This window comes from Raoultibacter massiliensis (genome assembly GCF_900199545.1).
GTDB classification, from domain to species: domain Bacteria; phylum Actinomycetota; class Coriobacteriia; order Coriobacteriales; family Eggerthellaceae; genus Raoultibacter; species Raoultibacter massiliensis.
In genome coordinates, this window is sequence record NZ_LT962670.1 from 375636 (window position 1) to 392661 (window position 17026).

The 17026-nt window shown below is 58.0% G+C and carries 12 protein-coding genes; 4 read left to right on the forward strand and 8 right to left on the reverse strand.

What is annotated here, in order from left to right:
* The first annotated feature begins 70 nt into the window (after nt 1–70).
* Nucleotides 71–1546 (forward strand): glutamate decarboxylase, encoded by a 1476-nt coding sequence (gad, locus tag C1719_RS01580; protein WP_102373493.1) that lies wholly within the window; start codon nt 71–73, stop codon nt 1544–1546.
* A 169-nt stretch (nt 1547–1715) separates the two neighbouring features.
* Here the strand turns inward: gad and C1719_RS01585 are convergent, their stop codons facing one another.
* A complete protein-coding gene (locus C1719_RS01585) occupies nt 1716–3260 on the reverse strand; it encodes a helix-turn-helix transcriptional regulator (RefSeq protein ID WP_180963413.1) in 1545 nt (514 codons plus the stop codon).
* Nucleotides 3261–3549: 289 nt separating this feature from the next.
* Here C1719_RS01585 and C1719_RS01590 point away from each other — a divergent pair, with 289 nt between their 5' ends.
* Nucleotides 3550–5394, forward strand: coding sequence for an FAD-binding protein (locus tag C1719_RS01590; protein WP_102373495.1), 1845 nt, complete (start codon nt 3550–3552; stop codon nt 5392–5394).
* 209 nt (nt 5395–5603) lie between these two features.
* On the opposite strand, the gene C1719_RS01595 is transcribed toward C1719_RS01590, so the two are convergent.
* From C1719_RS01595 to C1719_RS01605, 3 genes are all read right to left on the reverse strand, one after another.
* On the reverse strand, nt 5604–6170 hold the full coding sequence (locus tag C1719_RS01595) for a helix-turn-helix transcriptional regulator (RefSeq protein ID WP_102373496.1): 567 nt from the start codon (nt 6168–6170) through the stop codon (nt 5604–5606).
* Between the two features lie 666 nt (nt 6171–6836).
* On the reverse strand, nt 6837–7163 hold the full coding sequence (locus C1719_RS01600) for a hypothetical protein (protein ID WP_102373497.1): 327 nt from the start codon (nt 7161–7163) through the stop codon (nt 6837–6839).
* Nucleotides 7164–7503: 340 nt separating this feature from the next.
* Complete coding sequence (locus C1719_RS01605; RefSeq protein ID WP_102373498.1) at nt 7504–8754, reverse strand: Nramp family divalent metal transporter; 1251 nt, start codon at nt 8752–8754, stop codon at nt 7504–7506.
* 365 nt (nt 8755–9119) lie between these two features.
* On the opposite strand from C1719_RS01605, the gene C1719_RS01610 reads away from it, so the two are divergent.
* On the forward strand, nt 9120–11072 hold the full coding sequence (locus C1719_RS01610; RefSeq protein WP_102373953.1) for a RecQ family ATP-dependent DNA helicase: 1953 nt from the start codon (nt 9120–9122) through the stop codon (nt 11070–11072).
* Here the strand turns inward: C1719_RS01610 and C1719_RS01615 are convergent.
* Nucleotides 11056–11814: a LamB/YcsF family protein gene (locus tag C1719_RS01615; RefSeq protein WP_102373952.1), complete on the reverse strand. Its 759-nt coding sequence runs from the start codon at nt 11812–11814 to the stop codon at nt 11056–11058. The genes C1719_RS01610 and C1719_RS01615 overlap by 17 nt on opposite strands.
* A 207-nt stretch (nt 11815–12021) precedes the next feature.
* On the opposite strand from C1719_RS01615, the gene C1719_RS01620 reads away from it, so the two are divergent.
* Entirely contained in the window at nt 12022–13704 is a 1683-nt protein-coding gene (locus tag C1719_RS01620; RefSeq protein ID WP_102373499.1) for an FAD-dependent oxidoreductase, read from the forward strand.
* 111 nt (nt 13705–13815) lie between these two features.
* Here C1719_RS01620 and C1719_RS01625 read toward each other — a convergent pair whose 3' ends face one another.
* From C1719_RS01625 to C1719_RS01635, 3 genes are all read right to left on the reverse strand, one after another.
* A complete protein-coding gene (locus tag C1719_RS01625) occupies nt 13816–14922 on the reverse strand; it encodes a helix-turn-helix domain-containing protein (protein ID WP_180963414.1) in 1107 nt (368 codons plus the stop codon).
* Nucleotides 14923–15346: 424 nt separating this feature from the next.
* Nucleotides 15347–16180, reverse strand: coding sequence for a putative hydro-lyase (locus C1719_RS01630; protein WP_102373501.1), 834 nt, complete (start codon nt 16178–16180; stop codon nt 15347–15349).
* A 109-nt stretch (nt 16181–16289) separates the two neighbouring features.
* Nucleotides 16290–17026 (reverse strand): ATP-binding protein (locus tag C1719_RS01635; protein WP_483880058.1); only part of this gene is annotated, 737 nt, incomplete at its 5' end.

Here is a 17026-nt window from a genome sequence, read left to right on the forward strand (position 1 = left end):
GTTCGCCAGAAACAACGCTGAATGCATTCAACGAGAACATAGAGCAATGTATCAAGAGAAAGGTAAAACAATGAGTGAGAAAAGCACCGTGCTCGAGCAGATGGATGAGAAGACCAAATATCTCACCCCGATCTTCGGATCCGAGGCAAGCGATACCCAGATGCCGCTCGATAAAATGAATCAGGAACCGGTCGAGCCGCGTTTGGCCTACGAGATGATCAAAGAGTACCTCTCCATCGAAGGCAATGCGACGCAGAACCTGACCACGTTCTGCCAAACCTACATGGAGCCCATGGCCACCAAGATCATGGCGGAGACCATGGAGAAGAACGCAATCGACAAAGACGAGTATCCGATGACGGCCGACCTCGAGAACCGCTGCGTTGCCATGATCGGCAACCTCTGGAACGCCGATCCGAGCGAGGAGCCCATGGGCACCTCGACTGTCGGGTCTTCGGAGGCGTGCATGCTCGGGGGCCTCGGCATGCTCTTCCGCTGGAAGAAACTTGCGAAGGCTGCTGGCGTGAACATCTATTCCGAGCGCCGTCCGAACCTCGTCATCTCTTCGGGCTACCAGGTGTGTTGGGAGAAGTTCTGCCGCTACTGGGATATCGAGATGCGCCTTGTGCCGCTCGAGAAAGATCATCTGTCGCTCAACATGGATACCGTCATGGATTACGTCGACGAGTACACCATCGGCATCACGGCTATCCTCGGTATTACCTATACCGGCAAGTTCGACGATGTCGAGAAGCTCGACGAGCTCGTTGAGGCGTACAACCAGGAGCACAAGGATCTTCCGATTCGCATCCATGTCGACGGCGCTTCGGGCGCCATGGTCGCGCCGTTCGTCGATCCCGATCTCAAGTGGGATTTCCGCTTGAAGAACGTTTGGTCGATCAACACCTCCGGTCACAAATACGGCCTCGTGTATCCTGGCATCGGCTGGGTTATCTGGCGCAGCAAAGAGGCGCTTCCCGAGGATCTGATCTTCTGGGTGAGCTATCTCGGCGGTGAAGAGGCTACGATGGCCATCAACTTCTCACGTTCCGCTTCTCAGATCGTGGGCCAGTACTACGTTTTGATGCGCAACGGTTTCGAGGGCTTCAAAGAGATCCAGCAGCGCACGCTCGACGTGGCGCGCTATCTTGCCGCCGAAATCAAGGAGATGGGCCTCTTCGAAATCTACGAAGACGCTTCCAACATCCCGATCGTCTGCTGGGGCCTCAAAGATGATGCGGACGTGTCATGGTCGCTCTACGATCTGTCCGACCGCCTGCGCATGAGCGGTTGGCTTGTGCCCGCGTATCCGATGCCGAAGGATATGGAAGATACCACGGTGCAGCGCGTGGTTGCCCGCCAGGATTTCTCCATGCAGCTTGCCATCAAGCTCGTCGAGGATATGAAAAAGGAAATCGACACTCTGAACAAGGCGAGGTTCGTAACCGGAAACACGCAGGGAGTCATCAACACCGGATTCAACCACGGTGGACGTGCGGCGGTTGACAAGGCTGCCGATGTGCAGTCCTCCCAGACTGCGAAGTAATCGTTTCCGACACCCGGTGCGATAACGGCAGGGCGAAGAGGGGCGCATCCGCGTAAGCGGGTGCGCCCTTGCCGTTCTGCTTGGGATTGCACGCGGGCGCTGCATGCGGGGCAGGGTGCGCGCGGGCGCGCACGGCGTTGCAGCCGGATGCCCGGATAGCTGCCTGCGCTCAATGCGCGTGGGGAACCGGCTTGTCAGCTCCGCCGTCTTGCGAAAACGCGAAATCTCCCGCGTCTACGAGCGCGAGCAGCTCTTCTCGCGATGAGACGCCGATCTTGCGATAGATGTTGCGGATATGGGTGCGCACGGTGCTCACCGAGAGTACGAGCGTCTTGGCGATGAATACGGGATTGTGACCCCGTCCGATATAGAGCAGGATCTCTGCTTCTCGCGGCGAGAGCGATTTTTCCCGCGCGATCTCTTCGCAGCGGGTTTTCAGGAACTCTTCCACCGGCACGGCGGCGACGCTCGTCGTGGGAGCATCGCCGTGATTGCGCGAGAGGGATATGAGCGCAGCGAAGATGAGTCCGGTAAAGTAAAGCGTGCTGATAACGAGAAGCGCGGGTCCGAGGGTGTCTTCGGGGATGATCTGGCTGACCTGTATTCCCCCGAGCGAAATGACGGAGAATGCGGTAAGGGTGCCTCCGAATATGAGCGACGGCGGAAACTCGCGAGCGTGGGCGACGGCACACAGCGCGGCGAGCGCAAGCAGCCCGAGCATAGCGAAGAATACGTAGACCGCTGCGGCCCCGATCCATTGCGGGACCGTGTCAAGCGGAAAGCTGTTGAACACGATGAGCACAAGAGAGCAGATAGGCAGCAGAAGCTGGTAGATGAACGAGAAAAACGGGCGCTTGATGGGAATGAAGCAGAAGGGGATCACGATAAGCGGCGCGATCATTCCCGCGAAGATCTCGATGTCGTAGGAGCCGAACAAGCTGAACTTGCGTGCCGACATCGTGAAGGCGAACACGATGAACCCGATGAACGGGGCGGCGGCAACCGAGGCAAGCCGCTTAAAGGTCTGGATGACCGGGTCGTTGCCCTGTCGCACGGGAAGCGATTCTGCTACAAGCGAATCGGCGGCGACCCCATCGTCGCTCGGTTCTTTTTCCGATTCGGGCCTCCCGTCTGCCTCGAGTGCGATGCCATGGGAGAGCGCTTTGACGATCGGCGTGGATACGCCGATGATGAGCATTAAGAAATACGATGCAAGAAGGGCGAGCCCGTCTAGAGACGAAAGCATGAAAGCCACGAGCGATCCAATGCCGCAGAACACTGCAAGATGGAGAAGGACCCTCCTGATGTCCATCGAGGCAAGTAGCGTTCCCCATGCGACGCAAAGGGGGATGAGTCCGAAGCCGCAGGCGATGCCAGCAATGGCCTTGAGCGGAAGAATCTGCCCCCAAAAGGCATCAATCGCCATGAGCGCGAATCCCCCCAGGTAAAGAACCGTCGAGATCCCGATGGACTTCGACGAGAAGAGTGCGTCTTCTATAGGGCATCTAAACGAGGCGAGCGCTAAGGCGATGCCGGAAGCAAGGGCGCTGATCAGCAGGGGGTTGACGAACCATCCTATGGAGTCGGCGGCAACATTGATCGATTCGCCGAACGTGACAACGTTCGGCGAATAAATCGGTATGGTGGCGAAAAAGGCCGCGAAGGCTGAAAGCTCTGCTCTAAATCGAATGCTCGATCGCATAACGCCTCCCATCGTTCCCTTTCCCATGATACGTCAAAGCAGGTGTCTTCCGCTAAACGAAACGGGTTGATTGAGCTCGAGAGCGGGATTTACCACAAAAGCGTGATGCCGAAACGGAGACGTGTGCGGTTTTACCGAAATAGTGCGATTCCTCGGCAGCCAGCCATTTTCGACAATGGATGCGTGCAATGGCGAGGGCGTCTGCTTGGAAATTGGTTTCCTCCTTCCATCCCTCCCTTGGATCGATTTCCAAGCAGACGCCCTCGCTTGACGGATTTGATGCCTGTAGGAGGGAATTAGCATGAGTGAAAAAGCACTGCATGAAAAAACGATGGAAGAAAAGCAAGCGGGCTTGTCGCGAAGGGCGTTCCTCGGATGGGGAGCCGCTGCTGCGGTTGTTGCCGGGGCGGGGCTTGCGGGATGCAGTCCGGCGACATCCGCCGATGCCGAAGGTTCGGCGAACGCTTCGGGCTCGGGCTCGTCGAGCTCTTCTGCCGCCTCTTGGCGCACGGCCCCCGAAGCTCCTGCCGAGGTCGCCGAAGAAGCGACGTGCGATGTGCTCGTCATCGGATTGGGTCATGCGGGGAGCTGCGCCGCGCGAGCCGCAGCGGAGAGCGGGGCCACGGTGTACGCGTTCGAAAAGCAGACGCAAGATACTCGTTCGTACATGTCGGGCGGGCAGGTAGGCCACATCAATTCCGAGCTTTTGGCGAGCCAGGGCGTCCCCGAGGTTGATGAGCTCGTATTCATGAACGATTGGATGCTGCGCCACAACAACCGTCCGAACCCGGGCCTCATTCGCCGGTACGCCGCCAGCTCGGGAGAATGTTTCGATTGGTTGTTCGGCGATTACATTTCCGATCCCGCGAGCGTCGTTATCCGCCAATGGCCGGCAAACGATGCCTACCAGGAGCAGATTGGAGGCTTGCGCGGTTTTATCGGCTGCGCGCACACTGGCGACTTCATGGTTGAAGCGCTCGATCATTGCGCCGAGGTTGTCGAGCAAAACGGCGGCAAAGTGTACTACGGGACGAGCGGCTACCTGCTCATCACCGATGATGCGGGTGCGGTGACCGGCGCTTACGGAGAGCAATCCGATGGGACGTACGTGAAGGTGACGGCGAGCAAGGGCGTCATTCTGGCCGGTGGCGGCTTCGGCGGCAACGAGGACATGCTGACCGATCTTTACACTGAAAGCCTTGGCCTCAAGCCCGAGGGCGAAAAGCTCTCCGCGGGCATGGATCAGGACGGATCGGGCGTGGCGCTCGGCTATTGGGCGGGCGGCAAGCTCGATCCTTGCATGAGCGGCATGGGCGGTAATTACTTCTATCCGTGCGATTCGCCGAGCGACCCGGCGGGCACGGCGCCGGTGCTATGGCTCAACAGCCACGGTAAGCGCTACTGCAATGAGGGGTTCGGCTCGATCGAGCTCGCCGCTATCCCCGGCGCAAAGGAGCCTTCGGGCATTATCGCGACTGTGTTCGGCAGCAACGTCGATGATTACGTGCATGCGCAAGTCCCTTCGCATATGGCGATAGACTACGCGCATGAGGCGAGCCAGCCGAGCATGTCGGGTCTCCACGAGGCGATGGAAAAAGCGCTTGCCGGAGGCGCCGCGGGTTCTGCAGGCGCGGAAGAATCTTCCGATGGCGCTGCAGGTGGCGGTGCAGATGCTGCGGCTGGGGAAGAGGGCGGCGGAGCCCCTGCTGCTGGCGGCCCCGGCGGTAGCACGACGGTGTACTGTTCGGATGATCTTGCGACGCTTGCGGGATATCTCGGCTACACCGGGGAGGCCGTTGATAACTTCGTTGCATCGGTCGAGCGCTACAACGAGCTGTGCGATCAGGGTCGCGATGAGGACTTCGGCAAGGATGCCCACCTCATGATCAGGATGGAGGCTCCCTATTACGCGTATTGCGCCGAGAAGGAGATCGGCACGCCTATGGTTACCACGTCGGGTTTGCTTGTGAACGAGGATAGCCAGGTGCTCGATCAGAACTGCAATCCTATCAAGGGCCTGTTCGCCGCCGGCAACAACTCCGGTAGCCGTTTCGGGTATCAGTACACCACGTCGATTTCGGGCGTGAGCCTTGGCATCGCCCAAACGCAGGGCTATATGGTCGGGAAGCATGCGGCTGAGCTGTAAGCGGTAAAGCTGGGGTTTCCAGGCGGGTGAACTTGCCTAGCATGCGGGTTGGCGGGCGCGGCGCATCGCATTTGCATCCAGCGAGTGTCAGGTGCATATGCCCAGAGAAAGCGTGCGGCCGGAGGCGAATGTTTCCAGCCGCACGCATGGGTGTCCGGGCGGCCGAGCAGCCGGATGCCCGAATAACTGCCCGGCTCGTCGCCGGTTGCCTAGCTGAACAGCATCAAGCTCGCATACGCGATGATGCCGCCGCATGCGCCGAAGCCGATGACGAGCAGCGTTTTGCGCACCAGATGGTTCTTGCGCTCGCGGGCGGCTTTTTCGCGATCGACGGGCTTGCCCTCCATGAACGCGAGGATCTCGGAATACGTTTTCACGTTGTTCTTCTTCTTGATCCTGTCGACGATAACTGCGCTGACCATGGCGACGGCCCAGAGGGCGAACGGCAGCACCAGGCCGGGAAATCCCCACATGCTGAAGCACGGGCCGATCAGCGCCACGCAGAGCACTACGCAGACGAGCATGATCCATCCGAGCTTGTTCATCTTGTTGGCTTCGACGGTTTCTCTCATGGTTTTGACATCTCCTTTGACTAGTTCGTCTATCGTTACGTCGAAAAGAGCGCTCAGCAGAAGGAGGCTTTGCACATCCGGATAGGTACGGTCGGTCTCCCAGTTCGATATCGTCTGACGCGAGACGTATATCTTCTCTGCGAGATCTTCCTGCGATAACCCGCGGGCCGTACGATGGATCCTGATCTGGTTGCCGAGTTCCACTGCATTCCTTTCGCGATTCGGAGCATGTCATGTCGGGAGATACGATACCACCAAAACGGTTTGACATGAGGGTTTTGGCGCTGTCTAAAGTGTTTGACAGGCGTGGGATCTGGACGTTCGGCGCGTGTGACTCTTTGCGTCGATGGTGTTCCGTATCCCCCCGTGAAGAAAATCGTTACGTGGGTGCAGGTTATTTCGGTTTTGTACGCTTTCTCGTGCTTCTAAAGGCCATGTTCTCGCCATGCGGATGGCCCGATATTGGTAACGTCGGAAAGGTCCCAGATCAGAGAAATGGTCGATTTCCAACATGAACGGCCTCGCCTCGCCTCGACGCCGTGAAGCACGCAAAACCGAAATAACCTGCACCCAGGTCAAGCTTTTTCTCACGAAAGCTTGGGATTCTATTCGATTTGGTGGTGATTCGCGGCATCGCGTGAATACTGCGTTTCGCGAAGAGGTTGGCTCCTTGCAGCGTTCTTTGCGATGATGGGCGGCGACTTCTTGCGCAGAAGGCGATGGCGACAGGGCGACCGCGGCGGCCGCATGATTCGCGCGGGGCGGCATCGGGGTGCGCAGGCAAGCCGAAGCCAAGGCGAAGGCGGCCGGAGCATGTCCGGCCGCCTTCGCAGAGTGTAATCGATGTCGATGCTTACGGTAGCGAAATCGCTATTTCAATATCGTAAAGATGACGGTGGCGAGCGCCCAGAGGAAGAAAAGCGCGCCTTCGATCTTCGCGATGACGTTCAGCGCGGTGTTCTGCGTCTTTTTGCGCGTGAACAAAATCTCTGCGTTGAGCAGAGAAAACGACATGATCATGAGTGTATAGCTGGATACGTTGCTCTGGTTGCCCTGGTACAGCGAGTAGAAATACCCGACCCAGAAGAAAAGCAAGAATACTATCAGCACCGACTGCGACCATTTCTTGAACCTCAGATCCCTCTCGGCTTTGCTTGCTTCCTGCGTGCTGCCTTCGGCCAATTGGTTTTCCGTCATGGTGAAACTCCGTTCTCGAATACGTGGCGAACCTTATGCCGAGAACCTTACCCGTCTTTTCCCGACAGCGCTGCCCAATGGCTTTTGCATCGGGGGTTTTCGGGCCGTCAAAAGTATTTGACATATGCTTGAACTGGGAAAATACTTTAGTTTGGTTCAGGTCCTGCTTGGGAGCGCTTGCAGTCGCCCCGCTTCACCAGACCGCCCCGTCTTGGCGAAGCAGGGCGACTTCTCGGCGGGCGTCGATAGGGGCGTGCGGACGGATGCGTCGATCATCCCGAGATGACAAAAAGGCGCAGCCGAAGCTGCGCCTTTGCGAGGATCGCGTGTTGCGGCTTGTCTATCCGCCGATAAGCGAGGTGAGCGAACTCAAGAAGCTCGACATGTTGCGCCAGCACATGAACAGCGTGATCACGATGATCACGACGCCTGCGATATTCGCGAACAAGTGGTTTCTCCACTTGCCGAGATCCTTACCGTTCGCGCAGTACAGCACGAAGAATGCGATGAAGGGCAACAGGATCGCATTCGCCGCCTGCGCAACCAAGATAAGCTCCGTCGGGCTGTGACCGAGCACGATTGCCATGATGCAGCCAGCCAGAAGCACGATCATCCAAATGACTTTGAACTTGATGTCCTTGAGCGTTTTCTTCCAGCCAAGTACGCCGTTGACCGCATAGGCGGCCGAAAGCGACGCCGTGATGGCCGAAGAGAAACCGGCTGCCAGAAGGCCAAGGCCGATCATCCAGGTAGCCCATGATCCGAGGAGCGGCTGCAGGGCGAGCGCCATGTCCTTGCCGTTGGCGACGGTAACGCCTGTGCCGTAGATGTTTGCGGCGGCGCAGATGAGGATGGCCATCGAAATGATGCCGCCAAGCCCGATGGAGATTACGGCATCGAGGCGCGCATCGGATACTTTCTCGGGGTCCTTCCAGCGCTCTCCGGCGCCCGATGCGTGCAGGAACAGGTTGTACGGCACGATGGTGGTGCCGATGAGGCCGACGGCGGTTAGGATTCCGGCAGATCCCTCGGCGGGCAGCGCCGGCATGAACAGGCCGTGCACGACCGCGCCCCAGTCGGGGCTCGAAGCGAACGCGGTAACGGCGAACACCACGCCCATGAATACGACGATGGCCGTGAGGATAACCTCAACCACCTTGTAGCTGCCGATCCACATGGCGGCGAACGCCAGAAGGCCCAGCACGATGACGATGGGGATCATAGGGATGTCGGGAGCGAATGCCTGGATGCCCAGAATGCCGCCGGTGATGTTGCCCGTTTCGTAGGCGATGTTGCCGACGAAGATGGCGATGAGAACAACCACAATAGCAATCCACATCAGTGCTTTGTTGGGAATGCGATCGCGGATGTTTTCACCCAGACCCTTTTGGCTGACAATGCCGACGCGCGCAGCCATCTCCTGAAAGATGATGGTTGCAACCGTTGCGAAGAGCAACGCCCATAGCATCGTATACCCGTAGTTTGCGCCGGATACGGTACATGTAGTAACGGTGCCGGGGCCGATGAAGCCGGCAGCCACGAGTGCGCCCGGGCCGATGCTCTTCAGACGCTGAACTATCGATGAGCTCATACAGCCTCCTCCTTCTTCTTTTGTCGTTGCGGATACTGCCCCTCATGCATTGTCTCAGCGGAAACCGCGCAAAGCCCCGAGACGGTCGTGAATTAACCGACGCGAAACGCAGAGGCAAAACAATCAGGTTGATTGTACCTGAAAATGCAAGATATTATGCTCACGCAATGGACGAAGGGCGACGCGGTCCCAGTGAGCCGCGAATTTTACCTTGCGGCTCTGCCTGTGCCTCGTCGGTTTGCATTGCAAAGAGCCGTTCGTTCGATTTCGAAACGCAGTGCTGTTCTTCTCCCCCGATCATGCCATAATGGATGCGACCAATAGGCGGGCTCGCAAGCCCAGTGGATTTCGAAGGCTGCAACAACATGCTCGAACAGGCGCAAAAGGCACTCAAGGAATATTTCGGACACCAATCGTTCAGGCCGAATCAGAGCGAGCTTATCGAGCACGTGCTCAAGGGCGATGACGTGCTTGCCGTGATGCCTACGGGTGCGGGCAAATCGCTTGTGTATCAGATTCCGGCCATCATCTCCGACGGTCTTGCCATCGTCGTGTCGCCGCTGATATCCCTCATGAAAGATCAGGTGAGCGCGCTTAACCAAGCGGGTGTGAAGGCAGCGTTTCTCAACAGTTCGATTTCCCCTGTCGAGCAGGCGGAAGTCCTCGAGTACGCCGCTTCGGGCTCGTGCAAGCTGCTCTACGTTGCGCCCGAGCGCCTTGACGCCCCGCGGTTTCTTTCGCTGTGCAAAACGGCAAGACTGTCGCTTGTGGCGATCGACGAGGCGCATTGCGTGTCTCAATGGGGGCAGGATTTCAGGCCCAGCTATTTGAGGATAGCCTCCTTCATAGAAGGTCTTCCCAAACGTCCGCCCGTATGCGCGCTTACGGCAACGGCGACGCCCGAGGTGCAAAAAGACATTGCGCGGGCGCTCGAGTTGCGCGATCCGTTCACGCTCGTTTCCGGATTCGACAGGGCGAATCTGCACTTCGGGGTAGAACGGCCCGATCCCAAGGCGAAGCGCGCCTGTCTGCTGCGTCTTGTTCGCGAACACGCAGGGCAGGCGGGCATCGTATACTGCTCGACGCGCTCTGCAGTCGAAGATGTTTGCGGTCTTCTGTGTGAAAACGGGTTTGCGGCGACGCGCTACCACGCGGGGCTTGCCGCCTCGGAGCGACATGCAAACCAAGAGGATTTCCTGTTCGACCGCAAGCCGATCATGGTGGCTACCAATGCGTTCGGCATGGGCATCGATAAGTCGAACGTGAGTTTCGTCATCCACTACAACATGCCATCCGATGTGGAAAGCTACTATCAGGAGGCGGGCCGTGCAGGGCGTGACGGAAGCCCTGCGGATTGCATTCTCATCTACAACAAGAAAGACGTGCAGACCTGCCAGTTCCTCATCGACAAAAGCTACGAGGACCGGGGCGGAGGTTTCGCCGACACAGGCGCATGGAGCGATTCTGCAGGCGAGTCCGCCCTCGCGGATGCCGATGGCGCCTCTCGCGCGATCTACGATCGAGATTGCGATCGTTTGCGCCAAATGGTCTTCTACTGCACCTCGACCGATTGCCTCCGCTCGTTCATCTTGCGCTATTTCGGGCAAACCGATTCCCCTTATCGCTGCGAGAATTGCTCGAACTGCTCGACCGATTTCGAGGTTGAGGATGTGACGGTCGAGGCCCAGAAAATACTCTCATGCGTGCTGCGTCTTGCGCAACGCGATCGGCGGGCGGGCAAGGCGCTCATCGTCGATATTCTCCGCGGGTCGAAAGCGGAAAAGATACGCGCGCAAGGCTACGACGGGCTTACAACGTACGGCATCATGGGTGCCGTTCCCGCCAAGCGCATCCGTTACGTACTCGACGCGCTGATTGCCGAGGACTACCTTGTCCAGACGGCAGGCGGCTATCCTGTCGTCGAGATCACGGGGAAGGGAGCCGCCTTCTTGAAAGAGCGCGGTTCGTTCGAGATCAAGGTTCCCAAGCGGTTGCCGAAAGAGGAGGTTTTCGTCGAGCCGGGTCGGCGCGGCGAAGCGCGCGGACGGTCGTCCTCTGCGGATGCCGAGCTGTTTGAGAAGCTCAAGGCGCTCCGTTTCGAGCTCGCGTCCGAAGCGGGGGTGCCGGCCTACATCGTGTTCACCAATGCAGCGCTGCTCGATATGTGCGAGAAGATGCCCTCAAACGAAGAGGAGCTGCTTGCCGTGTCAGGCGTCGGACAGGTGAAAGCCGAGCGCTACGGCCGGGCGTTTTTGGATTGCATCAGGGAACATGCCGAACGGCGTTCGGCTGCACCGCCTTCTACTCAACGGGTTTGATTTCGATTCCCTCTGACTCGAGAGCGCTGCGGATCTTCGAAACGAATTCGAGCGCATGGGCGTTATCGCCATGCACGCAGATCGTGTCGGCTTGGATCGCGATGGTCTTTCCGCTTGCGCTTTCGATGGTGCCCTCCTTGACGGCGCGAACGGCGCGCCGCACGGCGAACTCCTCGTCGGCGATGAGCGCATCGGCGCGGCTTCGGGGCACAAGCGTTCCCTCGTCGGTGTAGTTTCGGTCGGTGAAGAACTCCTGGGCGACGGCGAGACCGCGCGCGCGGCCCGCTTCGATGAGCTTGCCGTTCGCAAGGCCGACCAGCACGAGTTCGGAATCGACATCGCAGACCGCTTGCGCGATGGCGGAGGCGAGGTCGGCATCAACCGCAGCGCGGTTGTAGAGCTGCCCATGCGGTTTCACGTGATTGAGCTCGACGCCTTGCGCAGCGCAGAACCCGGCGAGCGCGCCGATCTGGTAAACCGTGAAGGCATACGCTTCTTCGGGAGAGAGGTTGAGGTCGCGACGGCCGAAGCCCTGCAGATCGGGATAGCCCGGGTGCGCCCCAATGGCGATGCGTGCGTCTGCGGCCATGGCAACGGTCTTCTTCATGACGAGCGGGTCTCCCGCGTGCATGCCGCACGCGACGTTGCAGCTCGAAACGAGCGGAATGACCTCTGCGTCGAGGCCGAGGGCGTAGCGACCGAAGCTTTCGCCGAGATCGCAGTTGAGATCGACGGTAAACACGAGGGCTCCTTTTCCCTTCTTGAACAACCTGTCTCGCTATTGTAGCGCAAAATGTCTCTTGCTCTTGGGCTTCCGAACTGGGAAATCCCCTTTTAGGGGAGGTCTTTCTGACAAGAAACCTCCTTCTGAGGGCTATTGCGCTCGAGGGAGGACGCATAGGGTTTTCCCAGCAAGTCAAGCGATTTGCGCGATCCGAAAGGGGAGAAGATGAAACAGGTAACAAGAAGAAACTTTTTGGGGCTGAGCGCCGCAGCGGTATCTGGCATGGCGCTTGCAAGCGTAGCAGGCTGCTCGCCATCTGCCGAGGGAGATTCGGGTATCCAGAATTCTGCTGTGGGTGCCGGCACTGCCTCCGATGCGTCTACTGCGTATGCGGTTCGCGCTTCTGGAGCGGATAGGTTTGCGATCAAGCCCGTGAAGGCATCGGAGCTTGGGGAGCCGTACGCGACTTGCGAATGGCTGGTGATCGGTGGAGGAAATACCGGTCTGTTTGCGGCCATTCACGGGTTAGAGCTCGGGATGGACACCATATTGCTTGAGAAGAATCCGATGACGGGCGGTGCGGGTGTAGGAACGGAGGCAACCCAGCTTTTCAACGATAGCAAGTATTTACAGGAATCGGGTTCTCCCTGCGGCACCTCTGCCGAGGTCTACCATTATTTCCAGATGCAAAACGCATGGCTCTCCGACGGCCTTTTGGTATCCAACTACATCAAGCATAATCACGGGCCGCACGATTGGCTCTACGATAACGGTATGGGCATTGTCTTTTGCGCTTCGGGTGGCGTTGAGGCGCCGGTAGGCGGAATTATGTATGAAGGCATGGGATCTGGCGTCAATGCATTCGTGACCGAAAAATTCGAGGAAAAAGGCGGTCGTCTGTATACTTCGATGGGAGCTACCAAGCTCGTCGTCGATGATAGCGGCGCGGTCGTGGGCGCACTGGCAGACGGAAAAGACGAGAAGGATTTATACTTTTCAGCGAAAAACGTTTTCTTGGGAACGGGCGGATTCGGAGCCAACCCCGATATGGTTGCTTACTATATCGGCGAAGCGGGAACGATCGCATACAAGCGCGATGAGCAGATGGGCATCCCTCACAATGGAGACGGTATCGCTATGGCTTTGGGCGTTGGCGGTGTCGAGTCGCAAGAGATGTGGGCTGCCGCACCTGGGCAGGGGTCGCCGGCAAGCCCCGACAACGTTTGGGATTCTGAGATAGACCGTGCATGTCGCGAGGCCAATCTTTGGGTGAACGAGCGAGGAAAGCGTTTAGGCAACGAGAAGTGGGATGCGATTTCGTCGAATTTCGGTACGGCCTATCGTCAAAATGGAGGCTTTTACTTCAATGTCTTCGACCAGGCTGCCGTTGAGCGCATGGAGACGGAGCCCTTCATCATGGGGTCTCGCTGGGTTATCGCTCCGGAAGGAGATGGGGATCCCATGCCGAGCATGGGAGAAGCGCTGGATGCTGCCGTCGGGGGAGGTGCGGTATGGAAAGGCGATACCGTTGAGGAGCTTGCCTCATCTGCTGGGATCGATGCAGAGGGCCTTGCCGCCACGATTGCCCGCTACAATGAGTTGGCGCGCAACGGCGAAGATGTCGATTTCTGGAAAGACCCCGTAGCGCTTCACGAACTGGCTACCGGTCCTTTCTATGCAATAAAGGTGGTTCCCACCTGGTTTTCTACTCTGTGCGGGGTAAAAGTTGATGAGGATTTGCGCGTAATAGACGCCCAGGGTTATCCCATCAAAGGACTCTTTGCAGGTGGAGCCGATGCCTCGCAGTTTTTCATGACCGAATACAGTCACGGCTTTGGGGGATCATGTTCGGCATTCTCGTACTTCTGCGGATGGTATGCGGCCGAAGTAGCTGAATCTTCTTTATAGTGCTCGAGTTGTTTTGAGCAGCCTGTTTTCTGCTGCGTGAAAATCTCAATATTGACGAAGGGAGCCGTCGGATCTATACAGTCCGGCTGCTCTCTTCGTCAATTAGCGGGACTATAGCTGCGGGCTTGTTTCCTCTCTGCGAAGCTCGTCGTACACGAGGTCTAAGAGCTCTTGCTTGGAATGCACGTTGACCGTGGCGTAGATTGCTTTCCGGTAGGTTTTTACTGTATTCGAGGAAAGGAACAGCGCCTCTGATATATGAGGAATGCTGTGTCCACCGACAAGCAGCGTCAGCACTTCGAGCTGGCGCTTTGGAAGCGAATATCGTTCAGCGATATTTTCACAAGCTTGTGCGAGGTCGGATACCGTGAGCGCCTCTTTGGCGTTCCAGACCTTATTCGACTGCTTTCGAAGGAAAGGCAGGAAGAATGTGGGGATCGTCAAAAGATACAGCAGAAGGGCTGTTATGGCAAAAGGTGCGAGGGCATCGAGGGGGTGGGCCGTTGTTGTGACTAAAAGAATTTCAGGGATTCTGGCCAAATACACGAACCCGCCGAACAGTCCGTAAACGACGATCGCCGACGTGTTCAATTGCTTCGAAATCGAACAGCATGTGAGCATCATCAAGAACGAAACCGTGCAGAAGCAAACGTCTCCGAGAAACAGGACGAACCATCGCTGACTCGGTTCGAAAAATGAAGCTATGAGCACAGAGCTTGCCAGTACGGGGAGCAGCATGCAGTAAGCATTGAACATGCTTACTTTTCTGTTCATGCCGAGATAGATCACAGCGAGCACCGCAAGGGCAACGGCGTTTGCAATTTGGGCCAGCAGCGTTCTGAAAAGGTCTTGCCCTGTCGTGTCTATGTATGTGGTGCTGGCGATCGGGGCAACAAGCGTCAGCACGATTGCGCAGATGATTGGGACGGCGAGGCTGGAGAAAAGTCGCCTGGAGCCTCCTTCGATGTTCGCTGGCGCAGCCTTGTTTCCTGCGACTCGAAGACTTTTGGTATTGAGATGCAGCAGCACGATCGTTGCGGGAACCAATGCGATGGCGAAGATGAGAATACGCCATTCAAATGGGACGAAACAGAAAACAATACCCGAAACTATGGAAAACCCTGATGCGATGAAGAGGAGCAATCCGATTTCCCTCGTTGGTCGCTCTGCAACAATGCGGATCCATTGCATGAATCCCGCCGCAATGCCCACGCCCATGCTCATGCCGTATGCGACGAGGAGTGCGCTGACCTCTAGGCCAAAGTAAAGAGCGGCAATGCATACGATTGCGATGACGAAGCTCCCGAGCGTAATTCGCTCGAAAGCATGCTGGCCGATAGGCCGACGCTTCCATTCGATGAGCGCGGCAACGAAGAACAGGGCGACGTAGGCTCCTTGTTGCGGAATGACGTATGCTTCGACGTTCGCTTCGGGCGGCAAGAGCGGCAGCATATAGGTTGATCCCGAGCATGAGACAAGTATCATCCAGACAGATATTCCCACAGCGTACAACGTGAAATCCGACAAGTGGAATTTGGTCAGCAAGGATTTTGCTCCGTTCGGTTTCTCGGGCTTCCGTGGGCCATCGCTGCCCCTCGATCCGTTCATCGTTACTTTATCGAACAAGCGCTTCGCGCGCGAGCTATTCTTTCAAATCGATGTTCTTCGTATCGGTGATGAGCATGCAGCCGGGTGCATGGGTGATCGCGAATTCGGGCTTGGAATTCATGACGATCGATTGCGGGGTTACGCCGCATGCCCAGAACACGGGAACTTCGCCTTCGCGGATATCGACGGGATCGCCGAACTCGGGATGGGCTATGTCGCGCACGCCGATCGCGGCGGGGTCTCCGATATGCATCGGCGCGCCGTGCACTTTCGGGATGGCGCCGGAAATCTGGACGGCCTTAACCACTTGATCGTGGGGGATGGGGCGCATCGACATGACCATTTTGCCGCCCATAGAGCCGGCAGGCATGCAGTCGATGTCGGTGAGGTACATCGAGACGTTGCGGCCCATGGTGTTGTGGCGCATTTCGATGCCCGCCTCCACCAGTTCCGACTCGAAGGAAAAAGAGCAGCCGATCACGAAGGAGACGAAATCGTCGCGCCAGTAGGCGGCGACATCGGTGGTTTCTTCGACAAGCTCTCCGTGGCGGTAAATGCGGTACTTCGGAAAGTCGGTTGCGATATCGCAGTCGGTCGCGCAGATCGTTGCCTCGCGAGCTCCCACCTCGGTCACCTCGAGCAGGGGGCAGGGCTTGGGGTTTCGCTGTGCGAACAGCAGAAAATCGTAGGCCTGCTCCTTTGGCAGGACGATGAGGTTCGCCTGCGCATATCCAGGGCAAAGGCCGCTGGTGGGGGCCTGGAAGGCTCCCGAGCGAATGATGCGGCGCGCCTCGGCGGGCGTCGCGCGAAGCATGCGATCCCAGACCTCGGCATCAACGCCTTCGGGTTTGTTCGAAACGGTGCTCATCGTTGTTCCTTTCATCGGCTCGGCTGAATTCGAGGCTTTCCGCATTGCTTCTGCGCCATCGGCCAACGGAACCGTCGGGCATGCCGACCGTTCGGGCGCGTCGGTATCGCTATACCTCGCCCTTCAAGAACTGCTCGATGAAGCCAGTATCGGCGGTTCCCGCGGCGAACGTTTCGTTTTCCATGATGGCGTACTGGAAATCGAGATTGGTCTTCACGCCCACGACTACCATTTCCTCAAGTGCGGTGCGCATTTTGGCGATGGCTTCGGTGCGGTCGCGTCCGTGCACGATGATCTTCGCGATCATCGAGTCGTAGTAGGGGGTGATCTGGTAGCCGTCGTAGGCGGCGGTGTCCACGCGCACGCCGTTTCCTCCGGGCAGGTGCATCTGCGAGATGGTGCCCGGCGAGGGAAGGAAGCCGCGGGCGGGTTCCTCGGCGTTGACCCGGCATTCGATAGCGTGTCCGCGCGGGTCGATGTCTTCCTGGGTGAAGGTGAGCGGCTCTCCTGCCGCAACGGAAATCATTTCCTCGATGAGGTCGGTGCGCGTGACCATTTCGGTGACGGGATGCTCCACTTGAATGCGCGTGTTCATCTCCATGAAGTAGAACGTGCGATCCTCGTCGAGCAGGAACTCGACGGTTCCCGCCGATGTGTAGCCGACCGCCTGTGCGGCGCGGATGGCGGCTTCGTTCATGGCGGCTCGAATCTCATCGTCAACGAACGGAGACGGGCTTTCCTCCACCATTTTCTGATGATTGCGCTGCACCGAGCAAACGCGTTCGCCAAGCGCAACGATATTGCCGAAGGGGTCGCCGACGAGCTGCCCCTCCACGTGGCGTGGAT